This is a genomic window from Microvirga antarctica, from assembly GCF_017921815.1.
GTDB classification, from domain to species: Bacteria; Pseudomonadota; Alphaproteobacteria; order Rhizobiales; family Beijerinckiaceae; genus Microvirga; species Microvirga antarctica.
Genome location: NZ_JAGEMM010000007.1, coordinates 20,799 through 33,462, shown reverse-complemented (window position 1 = coordinate 33,462; position 12,664 = coordinate 20,799). Strand labels below are relative to the sequence as shown.

Annotated in this window: 12 protein-coding genes; 4 read left to right on the top strand and 8 right to left on the bottom strand. The window is 64.7% G+C overall.

Annotated elements, in window-relative coordinates:
• Window position 1: 1 nt before the first annotated feature.
• A complete protein-coding gene (locus J4G32_RS18190) occupies window positions 2–331 on the bottom strand; it encodes a DMT family transporter (protein ID WP_210496975.1) in 330 nt (109 codons plus the stop codon).
• Between the two features lie 72 nt (window positions 332–403).
• Entirely contained in the window at window positions 404–1,195 is a 792-nt protein-coding gene (locus J4G32_RS18185) for a L,D-transpeptidase (RefSeq protein WP_246505271.1), read from the bottom strand.
• 196 nt (window positions 1,196–1,391) lie between these two features.
• Between J4G32_RS18185 and J4G32_RS18180 the strand changes: the two genes are divergently transcribed.
• The 3 genes from J4G32_RS18180 to groL all read left to right on the top strand — a co-directional run bounded on the left by J4G32_RS18180 (window position 1,392) and on the right by groL (window position 4,409).
• Window positions 1,392–2,237 (top strand): DMT family transporter, encoded by an 846-nt coding sequence (locus J4G32_RS18180; protein ID WP_210496974.1) that lies wholly within the window; start codon window positions 1,392–1,394, stop codon window positions 2,235–2,237.
• 176 nt (window positions 2,238–2,413) lie between these two features.
• Window positions 2,414–2,704 carry a co-chaperone GroES gene (gene groES, locus J4G32_RS18175; RefSeq protein WP_210496973.1) on the top strand — a complete coding sequence of 97 codons (291 nt, stop codon included), beginning with the start codon at window positions 2,414–2,416 and terminating at the stop codon, window positions 2,702–2,704.
• A gap of 55 nt (window positions 2,705–2,759) precedes the next feature.
• Complete coding sequence (gene groL, locus J4G32_RS18170) at window positions 2,760–4,409, top strand: chaperonin GroEL (protein WP_210496972.1); 1,650 nt, start codon at window positions 2,760–2,762, stop codon at window positions 4,407–4,409.
• A gap of 432 nt (window positions 4,410–4,841) precedes the next feature.
• Here groL and J4G32_RS18165 read toward each other — a convergent pair whose 3' ends face one another.
• Genes J4G32_RS18165 through J4G32_RS18155 form a run of 3 tightly spaced genes read right to left on the bottom strand, consistent with a single transcriptional unit; the run spans window position 4,842 to window position 7,404 of the window.
• A complete protein-coding gene (locus J4G32_RS18165; RefSeq protein WP_210496971.1) occupies window positions 4,842–5,627 on the bottom strand; it encodes a MetQ/NlpA family ABC transporter substrate-binding protein in 786 nt (261 codons plus the stop codon).
• Window positions 5,628–5,654: 27 nt separating this feature from the next.
• A complete protein-coding gene (locus J4G32_RS18160) occupies window positions 5,655–6,320 on the bottom strand; it encodes a methionine ABC transporter permease (RefSeq protein WP_210496970.1) in 666 nt (221 codons plus the stop codon).
• Complete coding sequence (locus tag J4G32_RS18155) at window positions 6,310–7,404, bottom strand: methionine ABC transporter ATP-binding protein (RefSeq protein WP_281413588.1); 1,095 nt, start codon at window positions 7,402–7,404, stop codon at window positions 6,310–6,312. Before J4G32_RS18155 ends, J4G32_RS18160 begins: the two co-directional genes overlap by 11 nt.
• Before the next feature lie 297 nt (window positions 7,405–7,701).
• Here J4G32_RS18155 and J4G32_RS18150 point away from each other — a divergent pair, with 297 nt between their 5' ends.
• Window positions 7,702–9,798, top strand: coding sequence for an ABC transporter ATP-binding protein/permease (locus J4G32_RS18150; RefSeq protein ID WP_210496969.1), 2,097 nt, complete (start codon window positions 7,702–7,704; stop codon window positions 9,796–9,798).
• Between the two features lie 54 nt (window positions 9,799–9,852).
• Here the strand turns inward: J4G32_RS18150 and J4G32_RS18145 are convergent, their stop codons facing one another.
• From J4G32_RS18145 to J4G32_RS18135, 3 genes are all read right to left on the bottom strand, one after another.
• Window positions 9,853–10,332 carry an META domain-containing protein gene (locus J4G32_RS18145; RefSeq protein WP_210496968.1) on the bottom strand — a complete coding sequence of 160 codons (480 nt, stop codon included), beginning with the start codon at window positions 10,330–10,332 and terminating at the stop codon, window positions 9,853–9,855.
• A 124-nt stretch (window positions 10,333–10,456) separates the two neighbouring features.
• Window positions 10,457–11,431, bottom strand: a complete 975-nt coding sequence (gene hisG / locus J4G32_RS18140; protein ID WP_210496967.1) for an ATP phosphoribosyltransferase — start codon at window positions 11,429–11,431, stop codon at window positions 10,457–10,459.
• Entirely contained in the window at window positions 11,428–12,528 is a 1,101-nt protein-coding gene (locus tag J4G32_RS18135) for an ATP phosphoribosyltransferase regulatory subunit (RefSeq protein WP_210496966.1), read from the bottom strand. Before J4G32_RS18135 ends, hisG begins: the two co-directional genes overlap by 4 nt.
• Window positions 12,529–12,664: the final 136 nt, after the last annotated feature.

The window sequence follows — 12,664 nt, the reverse complement described above, 5'->3', positions numbered from 1 at the left end:
TTCAATGGCCCGCTGTTCGTGACAATGTCTGGATGACCACCACGCCGGACAGGATCAGCCCGATGCCGATCAGGGCCGGCAGGTCGAGCGTCTGCCGGTAGACCACCCAGCCGGCGGCCGCGATCAGCACGATCCCGATGCCCGACCAAAGCGCATAGGCGATCCCCACGGGGATCGTGCGCAACGTGAGAGACAGAAAGAAGAACGCCAGCCCGTAGCCGGTGACGACGATCACCGACGGCCACAAGCGGGTAAACCCCTCGGCGGCCTTCAGCGCAGTCGTTGCCACCACCTCGCAGAGGATGGCGGCAAACAGAAAGACAAAATTCATCGCGGGCTTTCTCGGCAAAAGGGCTTCCGTCGTAGCACGGAAGCCCTTTTGGCATCAGACCCGGCCGATCGATCAGATGACGACCACCTGCGCGCCGACGGGCACGCGGTTATACAGGTCGATCACGTCGCGGTTCAGCATGCGGATGCAGCCGGACGACACTGCGTGACCGATGGTATCTGGCTCGTTGGTGCCGTGAATGCGATAGAGTGACGAGCCGAGATAGAGGGCGCGGGCGCCCAGCGGATTGTCCGGTCCGCCTTCCATGTAGGTGGGAAGATCCGGCCGGCGCTGCAGCATTTCCTTCGGCGGCCGCCAATCCGGCCATTCCTTCTTCATGCTGACCGATTTGCGCCCGGCCCATTCGAAGCCCGGGCGTCCGACGCCGATGCCGTAGCGGAGGGCGCGGCCGTCGCCCTGCACGAGGTAGAGATATTTCGACGGGGTATCGATGATGATGGTGCCCGCCGGCTCCTTGCCACGATAGGCCACGACCTGCCGCTGATATTGCGGCGCGATGGCCGAGGAAATTCCAGGCTCGGCGGGCTCGTAGGCGGGCAGCGACACGGGCGAACGCTCATAAGGATCCTCCCCCGGCCGCGTGCCGTAGGCATATCCGGTCATGGGGTCGACTGCCCGGGCCCGCGGGCGCATGGCCGGGCGGGTCACGAGCGGATACTGCTCGGCATATCCGTCAGCCGGATAGCCCGGCGGGTAATCGCTGCCGTAACTGTGGCCGTAGCCGGGAACGGTGAGCCGGTTGCCATAGACATCCCGCGCACCCTGCGGGAAGGGCTGGGCGGACGCTGACACAGGAATGAGCAGGGACAGCATTACTGCCGAAATAAGCAACTTGTCGCGCATGGGAACGGATCTCCTGCAAATCTGCTGGTTAACGGCAAGCGGTGCGATTGTTTCCCGCGGGCGCACGGGAATCCTGGATGAGTTTCAACGTTTCCTGTCGAGAGCGACGCGCGATGGCTGTCACCCGCCGTAAACTCGGCTAGAACGACCGCCGTATTCACGCGCCTGAGCGCCCCTGTCGGGTTGGTCCATCATCATGCAGTTCGGTCCCGCCTCGCGGGCAGCCGCGGGAATCGCGGTCTTGTCCATCATGGATGCGGTCATCAAGGCGATGGTGGCCTTCTATCCGACCGTCCAGGTGACCTTCCTGCGGTTTGCCGCGGGATCGCTGATCGCGCTTGCGATCGTGGCCATCGTGCGGCCGGGATGGCCATCCGCCGAAACCGTCCGGGCCAATCTTCTGCGATCCGTCGTGGCGGTGATCACGGCGGTCAGCTTCTTTTATGCCCTCGGCCAGTTGCCGCTCGCCGAGACCCTCGTCCTGTCCTTCCTGTCCCCCATGTTCGTCGCCCTCTTCGGGCTCCTGCTGCTGAGGGAGCGGGTCGACAGCCGGGTCCTGCTCGCCATCGCGGTCGGGTTTGGCGGCACGCTGGTGGTTGTTCTCGGCCAGAGCGCCGATCCTTCCGCCCAGCGCTCCTGGAGCGGGGTGGCGGCGGCGCTGCTGGCGGCGGTTACCTATGCGTTGAGCCTGGTCCTGCTGCGCCAGCGCGCCCAGCGCGACAAGTTCATGCACATCGTGCTGCTGTCGAATCTCGGGCCGGGCTTGTTCGTCGCGCCTTTCGCCGTCGGCTTCTGGCAGCCCCTCGATCCCTGGCATCTCGGCTTTTTCGCCGTCATTGGGGGCCTCGGCGTCGTCGGCCACATCCTGCTCGCGACCGCCTATGCCAAGGCACCGGCCGCCAAGCTCGCGCCACTTGAGTACACGGCCCTTATTTGGGCTGCATTCATCGGCTACGGGGTGTTTGCCGAGATTCCCACCTGGGCCACCCTCGGCGGCGGGGTTCTGATCGTGCTGGCCGCGGCCCTCGCATCCCGTCGCTAGGGACCCCGACGCTCCCGCGATTCACCAATCCGATGGCGAATCCCTTGACTCCCGGAGGCCCTGCGCTTATCTCGCGGTCAGCCGTTAGCACTCGGGTCAAACCAGTGCTAACAGCGTCCAATCAAGATGAGACGTGGCCTTTTGGGGGCTGCGCTAACAGTCAAAGAGGAAGTTCCATGAAATTCCGTCCGCTGCACGACCGCGTCGTCGTCCGTCGCCTTGAGAGCGAAGAGAAGACGAAGGGCGGCATCATCATCCCGGATACCGCTAAGGAAAAGCCGCAAGAGGGCGAAATCGTCGCCGTCGGCGCTGGCGCGCGCGATGAGAGCGGCAAGCTCGTGGCTCTCGATGTCAAGACGGGCGACCGCGTCCTCTTCGGCAAGTGGTCCGGCACCGAGGTGAAGATCGACGGTCAGGATCTCCTGATCATGAAGGAATCCGACATCATGGGCGTGATCGCGCAGTAATTTGCGAATCCGTTCGTTTTGAGAATCCAATAGACATCAACTGGAGGCAAAGCCCATGGCTGCCAAAGACGTAAAATTCTCCTCCGACGCGCGTGACAAGATGCTCCGCGGCGTCGATATCCTGGCCGATGCCGTCAAGGTGACGCTGGGTCCCAAGGGCCGTAACGTCGTTATCGAAAAGTCCTTCGGCGCTCCGCGCATCACGAAGGACGGTGTGACGGTCGCCAAGGAAATCGAACTCGCTGACAAGTTCGAGAACATGGGCGCCCAGATGGTCCGTGAGGTCGCGTCCAAGACCAACGACATCGCCGGCGACGGCACGACCACCGCGACGGTTCTGGCCCAGGCCATCGTCCGCGAGGGCGCCAAGTCGGTGGCTGCCGGCATGAACCCGATGGACCTCAAGCGCGGCATCGACATGGCTGCTGCTGAAGCCGTCAAGGACATCCAGGCCCGCGCCAAGAAGGTGCAGTCCTCCGATGAAGTCGCGCAGGTCGGCACCATTTCGGCCAACGGCGACAAGGAAATCGGCGAGATGATCGCCCATGCCATGCAGAAGGTCGGCAACGAGGGTGTCATCACCGTCGAGGAAGCCAAGACCGCCGAGACCGAGCTCGATGTCGTCGAAGGCATGCAGTTCGACCGCGGCTACCTGTCCCCGTACTTCATCACGAATGCGGAGAAGATGGTTGCCGAGCTCGAGGATCCCTACATCCTCATCCACGAGAAGAAGCTCTCGTCGCTGCAGACCATGCTGCCGATCCTGGAAGCTGTCGTTCAGACCGGCAAGCCGCTCCTGATCATCGCTGAAGACGTCGAAGGCGAGGCTCTCGCAACGCTCGTCGTCAACAAGCTCCGCGGTGGCCTCAAGATCGCTGCCGTCAAGGCTCCGGGCTTCGGTGACCGTCGCAAGGCCATGCTCGAGGACATCGCCGTCCTCACCGCCGGCCAGGTCATCTCGGAAGATCTCGGCATCAAGCTCGAGACCGTGACCCTCGACATGCTGGGCCGCGCCAAGCGCATCCGCATCGACAAGGAAAGCACCACGATCATCGACGGCGCCGGTTCCAAGACCGACATCGAGTCGCGTGTTGCGCAGATCAAGGCGCAGGTCGAAGAGACCACCTCGGATTACGATCGTGAGAAGCTCCAGGAGCGTCTCGCCAAGCTCGCTGGCGGCGTCGCGGTCATCCGCGTCGGCGGCGCGACCGAGATCGAAGTCAAGGAGAAGAAGGATCGCGTCGACGACGCGCTCAACGCCACCAAGGCTGCTGTCGAAGAAGGCATCGTCCCCGGCGGCGGCGTCGCTCTCCTGCGCGCCAAGGCTGCTGTCGCCAAGCTCAAGACCGACAATCCGGACGTCAAGGCTGGCATCAACATCGTGCTGCGTGCTCTCGAGGCTCCGATCCGTCAGATCGTCGAGAACGCCGGTGTGGAAGGCTCGATCGTCGTGGGCAAGATCCTCGAGAACCCGTCGATCACCTTCGGCTTCAATGCGCAGACCGAAGAGTATGTCGACATGCTCCAGGCTGGTATCGTCGATCCCGCCAAGGTCGTCCGCACGGCCCTGCAGGACGCAGCGTCAGTTGCAGGCCTCCTGGTGACCACGGAAGCCATGGTGGCCGAGGCTCCCCGTCGTGACTCCGCTCCCCAGATGGGTGGCGGCGGTGGCGGCATGGGCGGCATGGGCGGCATGGACTTCTAAGAAGTCCAAAAAGGCCGCCCATCATGTGAAAAGTCGAAGGCCGGCACGCCGGGCTTCGATGGCGGCATGGACTTCTAAGAAGTTCGAAAAAGCCGCCCATCATGTGAAAAGTCGAAGTCCGGCACGCCGGGCTTCGATGGCGGCATGGACGTCTAGGTCTACCCAGCGACCAATCCTAAAGACGAGGCCCCGGAGCGATCCGGGGCCTTTTTCGTGCGCCTCGTAGACCAATCCGGGGCGCGAAGTCGGGATCTAGCCTACGCTTGGCCTAAGGTTATCCCAAGCGGGACGCGGCAAGGCGGATCGTCGTGTCTGTGCCTCTTGCCGGAACTGCGCGTGCGTGAGCGGCAGACCGTCCGCCCGGCCAGAACGGGATAAAAAAAGGCCGGGCGCGTGGCCCGGCCAGTTCAGGGAGGAGGTGGATCGGGTCGTCTACCAGCTGGTGAGCACAGCGCCCTTGAAGGTGTCGTCGATGAATTTCTTCACCTCGGGGGTATGGTAGGATTCCACCAGCACCTTGACCCAGGGCTTGTCCTTGTCCTCGGCGCGAACCGCGATGATGTTCACGTAGGGACCCTTTGGGTTCTCCCGGGTCAGGGCGTCCTTCACCGGGTCGAGGCCGGCCTGGGTCGCGTAGTTGGTGTTGATGACCGCTGCATCCACGTCATCGAGCACCCGTGGCGCCTGCGCCGCATCGATCTCGACGAACTTCAACTTCTTGGCATTCGCCGTGATATCGAGGATCGTGGGCTTGAAGCCGACGCCGTCCTTGAGCGTCAGGACGCCCTTGTCCTGCAGCAACAGCAAGGCACGGCCGCCATTGGTCGGATCGTTGGGGATGGCGATGGTTGCGCCATTGGGGATGGCGTCGAACGCCTTGTGCTTCTTGGAATAGATGCCGATCGGGAAATTCACGGTCTGGGCCACGGTCTCGAGCTTGTAGCCGCGATCGGCCTTCTGGTTGTCGAGATAGGGCTGGTGCTGGAACGAGTTGGCCTCGATCTCGCCGGCGGCCAGCGCGGCGTTCGGCACCACGTAGTCCGAAAACTCGGTGATCTTGATATCGATGCCCTTCTTGGCCGCGATCGGCTTCACGGCTTCCAGGATCTGCGCGTGGGGCCCGGGCGTCACGCCGATGCGGACGATCTGGGTCTGGGCCGCTGCGGGCAGGGCCACCAGGGTCAGAAGGGCCGCGAGGCCGAGTTTTGTGAGAGACATCGTGTTCTTCCTTGTTGGATGGTGAAGTCAGGCCTGTCGCACGCGTTTGTTGAGATGGCGCGACAGGCGGTCGCCGAGGCTTTGAATGGCCTGCACGAGGACGATCAGCACGACCACGACTGCCGCCATCATCTCGGGCATAAAGCGCTGGTAGCCGTAGCGGATGCCGAGATCGCCCAGGCCGCCGCCGCCGACAGCGCCGACCATGGCGGAGAACCCGACCAGCGAGACCACGGCGAGCGTCAGGCCCAGAACGATGGCCGGGAGCGCTTCGGGGATCAGCACCTTCAACACGATCTGCAGCGGGCTTGCTCCGAAGGCGCGCGCCGCCTCGATCAGGCCCTGATCCACCTCGCGGATCGCGCCCTCGATGAGCCGGGCGATGAACGGGGTGGCCGCGACCGTCAGCGGCACGATCGCCGCGTTGGTGCCGATGGAGGTGCCGGCGATCAGGCGCGTGAAGGGAATGATGGCGACCACGAGAATGATGAAGGGCGTCGAGCGGGCCGCGTTGACGACGATCCCCAGCACCCGGTTCGCCCATGGGGCCGCGAACAGCTCGCCCTTGCCGCTGGTGGCGAGAAAGACGCCGAGCGGCAGGCCGAACAGCGTGCCAAGTCCCGCCGCGATGGCGACCATCATGAGGGTTTCGCCGGTAGCGCCGACGATCAGGCGGATCATCTCAGGCGACATGGCCGAGCACCTCCGTGTCGAGTCCGTACTGCTTCAAAAAGGTGAGTGTCGGCGAGAGGGCATCCTCCGGGATTCCGATCACCAGGAGGCCGCACGGCCGCCCCCCGATTTCGTCGACCGATCCGGCCAGGATATTCGCCTCGACGTTGAGATCGCGCGCGAGCCGGGCCAGAACCGGATCGGTCGCGTGCGGACCGCGAAATCCGATGCGCACGATGGCCTGCCCGCCGGGGACCGCGTCGGGCGTGAGCCGCTCCGCGATATAAGCCGGCAGCGCGCGGCCGGTCTCGTCCGCCAGGAACGAGCGCGTGACCTCGTGCTGCGGCCGGGTGAAGACGTCGAAGACGTCGCCCTGTTCCACGATGCGCCCGGCCTCGATCACCGCCACGTCGCGGGCGATGGAGCGGATGACGGCCATCTCGTGGGTGATGAGCAGGATCGTCAATCCCAGTTCCGCATTGATGCGCGCCAGCAGCGCGAGGATCGACCGGGTGGTCTCCGGGTCGAGCGCCGAGGTCGCCTCATCGGACAGCAGGACCTTGGGTTTGGTAGCGAGCGCGCGCGCAATGCCCACCCGCTGCTTCTGTCCGCCCGACAGTTCCGACGGGTAGCGGTTGTGCTTGTCGGCGAGCCCGACCAGGTCCAGCAACTCGCCCACACGGACAGCAATCGCAGCCTTGTCGAAACCCGCCACTTCCAACGGCAGAGCGATGTTCTGGGCAGCCGTCCGCGACGACAGCAGGTTGAAGTGCTGGAAGATCATGCCGATCGATCGCCGGGAATGTCGAAGCGTCGTCTCCGGCAGGCTCGCGATATCGGACCCGTCGACAACCACGCGGCCGGCGCTCGGCTTTTCCAGGCCGTTGACCAGGCGGATCAAGGTCGATTTGCCGGCGCCGGAGCGGCCGATGACGCCCAGCACGGAGCCCTGGTCAACCGACAGATCCACCCCGTCGAGGGCCGTGACAGGCGCGCCCTGTCGGCCGGTGAAGACCTTGGAGACGCCTTCTAGCCGGATCATCGCTTCGGCCGGAACCAGGCGCTGATGCACCAGGTCGTCCAGATATCCAGGGGACGCGTTCATTCCAATTCGGTCTTTCGTAACCATCGAGGCTCTCGCAGGTTGAAGCATGCCGGACGGCGTTCTCTTTGTCAACCTAAGTGTTCTTTTAAGCGGATTAGCCTGCTTATCCGAACGGCAGGTTCGCTTCAGGCAACCACCTCAGCGGCGGCGCCGTTTCGCGACGTGCAGGCGGTTCACGGCATATTTTGTCCATATCTTCGCCAAAAATCGGGTCGATGGCGCTAAGCGGTTGATCCCCATCCGCCGGACCGCCTAGATGACGTAGCGGTCCGCAGATCATTCGCAGGAAAAAACTTGATGGTGAAGGCTAGCCTTGCGGTGGGACTTGCGGGTCTTGCTCTGTTTGCGATCCGGTTTGCCGGTCTGCCCTTGTCCCTGCTGGTGCCGGTGTCGATCCTGGGCCTGGGCGCAGCCCTGTTCCTGTCCGCCTCCATGCCGAAGTTTCTCAAGGTATTCAATGGTGTTCTGGCGGGCGTCACGCTCGTTCTGCTGAGCCTGATCCTGGCCAATGCCGCCGGCTGGTTCTCCGAGGACCTGGCCAATTACGTGCCGCCGGCTTCCATGCTGGCCGGCGCCACCGTTTTCGCCTTCATCATCTATGGCATTTCTCGGCTGCCGGTGATCCGCACGATCATGACGATCGCCGACCGGTACTTCGATTCCACCGCCTTGCGCGAGATCAACATTCCGTTGATCGGCACGGTGAGGGCCGCCGAAGGGCGCATCGGCACGGTGCTTCTGGCCCTGCTCATCGCCATCAACCTGTTCCAGGTCGCGCTCAGCGTCCGGCTCAATTTCTTTGGCCGCGACATGTTCAATGCGCTGCAGACCAAGGACGGCCCCGCCTTCTGGTATCAGCTGTTCTGGATCTTCGTGCCGCTGGCGGCGGTCTATGTGTGCGTGGCGATGGTGGAAATCGTCTCGCAATACGTCCTTCGCATCCGCTGGCGGGCTTTTCTCAACGAGCGTTATGTGAGCGCCTGGCTCGATGACGGCACGCATTACCGCATGCAACTGGTCGGGCGCGAGGCCGACAACCCCGACCAGCGTATCGCCGACGACCTGCGCAACTACATCGACCAGACCTACACCCTGTCGATCGGCCTTCTGAACCAGTCCGCCACCCTGATCTCGTTCGTGGCCATCCTGTGGGCATTGTCGAAGGATTTCACCATGCCGGGGACGGATATCCCCGTGCCGGGGCTCTTGGTCTGGGTGGCGATCCTCTACGCGCTGTTCGGCACCTGGTTGACCCACCTGATCGGCCGTCCCCTGATCGGGCTCTATTTCCGCCAGGAGCAGGTGGAGGCCGATTATCGCTTCTCGCTCGCGCGCCTGAGGGAATACACCGAGCAGATTGCGCTGCTGGATGGCGAGGAGGCGGAGAAGCAGGCCTTGGGGCGCCGCTTCGGCATGATCGTCGCCAACTACATGCAGATCGTGCGGCGGGTGATGAACCTCACCATCTTCCAGTCGACCTATTTCCAGGCCAACGTGGTCGTGCCCTACATCCTCACGGCGCCGTATTACTTCATCGATCGCATCACGCTCGGCCAGATGCAGCAGACGGTGGGCGCCTTCTCGAGTGTCCAGGGCGCGCTGACCTTCTTCATCACGTCCTATTCGAGCATCGCGAGCTACAAGGCCGTCATCGACCGTCTCACCACCTTCGAGGCGGCGATCAACGGCGTGCGCCGGGAATCCGGCAAGGGGGTGCAGGTCGCGCAAGGGGGGCAGGGGTCGGCGGACCTGTCGGTTGCCAATCTCGAAGTGGCGCTGCCCACCGGGCAAGCCCTCATGCGGGCCGATGCCGTCACCTTCCGCGGCGGCGAGAGCACCCTTCTGACGGGACCGTCGGGTTCCGGCAAATCCACCCTGTTCCGCGCCATCTCCGGCATCTGGCCGTTTGGCAAGGGGCAGGTCAGCGTGCCCCAAGGCCAGAGCATGATGCTGCTGCCGCAGCGTCCCTACATCCCCATGGGGACCTTGCGCGCCGCCATCACCTATCCGGGGATGCACGGCGATTATCCGGATGACGCCATCAGGGCGGCGCTGACAGCCGCCAAACTTCCAGCCCTCGTCGACCGCCTCGACGAGGACCGCGCCTGGGCGCAGACCCTCTCGCTTGGCGAGCAGCAGCGGCTTGCCATCGCGCGGGCGCTCCTGGCCAAACCCGACTGGCTGCTGCTGGATGAAGCCACGGCCGCGCTCGACGAGCCGACGGAGGCCGAGATCTACCTGATGCTGAAGAAGACCTTGCCGGCCACCACCATCGTGTCGATCGGCCACCGCTCGACCCTGGCGGCGTTCCACCAACGCAGCATCGGCATGGTGAAGGGCGAAGACGGGCTGTTCGAACCGGTGGAAAAGCGCGAGCGCGAGTCCGCAGTCTGAGGTGATCGGTGGCGAAGCCGATGCGGCTTCGCCCTCACGCCGGAGCGGGCTTCCTCAGAGGGAGCGTTCGAACCGCAATTCGCCGTTCTGGGTCTTGATGATCAGCGTCGAGCCGTTCACGTCCCACTTGGCGGCGGTGCGCAGCGCGACCAGGAACGATTGCTCGACCGCCATCTGGCCCTTCTCACACGCCTTCTTGGTCAGCGCGAAGGGGCCGACCGCGAAACCCTGCTCGCGCAGGGGATAGGCGGTGGCCGAGTAGTTGTTGCAGCCGCCGAAACCGCGGGCGCGCAGCTGGTCGTCGAGGGCGAAGGTGGGACGCTCGGCGCCCCCGAAGGGCTTGCCGTTCAGGCTGACGGCGACCCAGGACGATCCAAGGGGAAAAATCTTGTCCAATTGTCCGGGCTGCGGGACTTTGGTGTCGACCCCGCGCGTCGGTCCGACGGGTCGGCCGAGCACCGGGGGGGTCTGGGCAATGGCTGCCGGCACGGCAGCAAAGGCGGCCAGGAGCGCCGCAAGGCGTAGCGCGTTCATCAGAACCTCATTCGTCGAAACGCCGGACCATAAGGGGGCTTTTGCACAGAGGCAACGCCCGGGCCGGGTTTGTGTCTGTCGTGTTGAAACATGCGCAAGCTGAAGCCTCCATGAAGGCGCCCGCTCACCCGAGACGGCGCATGAGCCGCTCGCTCAGTGCGTTGGTGGGGCGGAACAGATAGTCGAAGGTTCGAACCGTGACATCCTGTGCGCCCAGAGCCTGGAGGCCGGCGACAAGGTCGAACACCATGGCGTTGCGGCAATGGAGCACGACCTCGCGGCCCTGTGGCTCGCCGTAGGGCAGGTTCGCCTCGACCGATCGTGCCAGTTCCATCAGGGATTCGAGGTGCGCAGGATCGAGACTGGCGCGGATTTCGCGGCTCGTGCGGGCTTCCTCCTCGGCGGCGATGCGCGTCAGCACCGCGATGGCGGCTTGCCGGGCGCGGGCCGACCAAGGGGCGCGGGCGGAGGCCACCAGATTGGCCTCCGAGCGGAGGATCAGGCCGTCATCGAGGATTTTCAGCGCATTGGCCGACAGGGTCGCGCCCGTGGTGGTGATGTCGACCACCAGTTCGGCCGAGCCTGCGCCGGGCGCCCCTTCGGTGGCGCCGAGGCTTTCCACAATCCGATAATCGGCAAGCCCTTTCTCGGCGAAGAAGCGGCGGGTGAGGTTTACGTACTTCGTGGCGACCCGCATCTTGCGGCCGTGCCGCGAGCGAAGGTCGGCCGCGACCTCGTCGAGATCGGCCATGTTGCGCACGTCGATCCAGGCCTGCGGCACCGCCACGATCACGTTGGCATGGCCAAAGCCCAGCGGCGTCAGGATCTCCACCGCGTCATCCGCATCCGCAATCTGTTCGCGGATCAGGTCCTCGCCGGTGATGCCGAGATGGGCCGCACCGGTGGCGAGCTGGTTGACGATCTCGGAGGCCGACACGAAGGCCACCTCCACGTCCGGCACGCCCTTCAGGGTGCCGCGGTAGTCGAGCGCGCCGCGGGTCTGCGAAAACACGAGCCCGGCGCGGGCAAAAAACGCCGCGGCATTTTCCTGCAGGCGGCCCTTGGACGGAACGGCAAGGATGAGAGGGGAATCGGTCATCGGGCCTTGTCCACGATGCGGTCGAGCCAGAACGAGCATCCCACCGCCGGAATGGGCGCTTCTGCCCCGAGATGCGCGAGCAGGCCATCGTAGCGACCGCCGCCGACGACCGGCTTGCCGTCGCTGCGCCGGGGATCCTGCACCTCGAAGATGAAGCCGGTATAATAGTCGAGATTGCGCGCGAAGGTTGCCGAGAACGCGAATGTCTCAACGGGAAGGCCTCGTGCCGCCATGAAGCCGGTACGTTCCTCGAAGGCCCTCAGCGCGTGGTCGAGATCGAGGCCGGATTCGCTCGCCAACTGGGAGATGGCGAAAGCCGCCTGATCAGGATCGCCCGCAATCTTCAGATAACGCTCGATCACGTCCCGCGCGGCGTCCGGCAGGCCGGTCCGGTTCGCGGCGCGGGCGAGAAAGCGCTCGGCGATTTCTCCGGCGCTGCGCCCGCCGACCCGGGCGATGCCCGCAATGGACAGGATGTCTTCGACGAAGGCCTTGGCGGCCTGCGGTGCCTGGCCCTCGATGGCCGCCAACAGCCCCGCATGCTCAGTCGCGCCCTGTGCTTCCGACGCCATGAGGCTCTCCAGCCCCTGCCCGGACACGATGGCGCGGACGAGCCGACGCTTGGCCGCTGGCGAGACCCCCAGCGCGTCGATCAACGCGTTGAGAAGGCCCATATCGCCGAGGCGGACGCGGGGGGAGGGCGGGCCATCGATCTGCGCAAGGCCCTCAAGGGCGACGCCCAGAATTTCGGCATCAGCCGCCGACAGGTCGGTGCGTCCAATGGATTCAAGGCCAGCCTGCAGGAACTCGCCGTTTTCACCCGCGCGCATGCGAAAGACCGGGCCGCCGTATGAGTAACCGGCGGGCTCCGCCCCGTGGGTGTGGAGATGCTGCAGGCAGACGGGGATGGTGTATTCGGGTCGAAGGCACAATTCCGCCCCGGAGGCGTCCTGCGTCACGAACATGCGGCGGCGGATGTCTTCGCCGGAAAGGTCCACGAACACGTCGGCGGGTTGCAGAATAGCGGGTTCGACGCGCAGGTAGCCCTCGCGCTCGAACAGCGCAATCAGTGCAAGAATGGCGTCGTTCTCCGTCACGGCCTGGCCCCAACCTTCGATCAGGGATGCTCTCTAGCAATGCTGGGCCGGGAACGCGACCGTTTTCGACCAGAAGGGTGAACGGCCGGACGAGACAGGAGCTCTTCCCGCCCCACGGCGGGACGGAAAGAGCGGC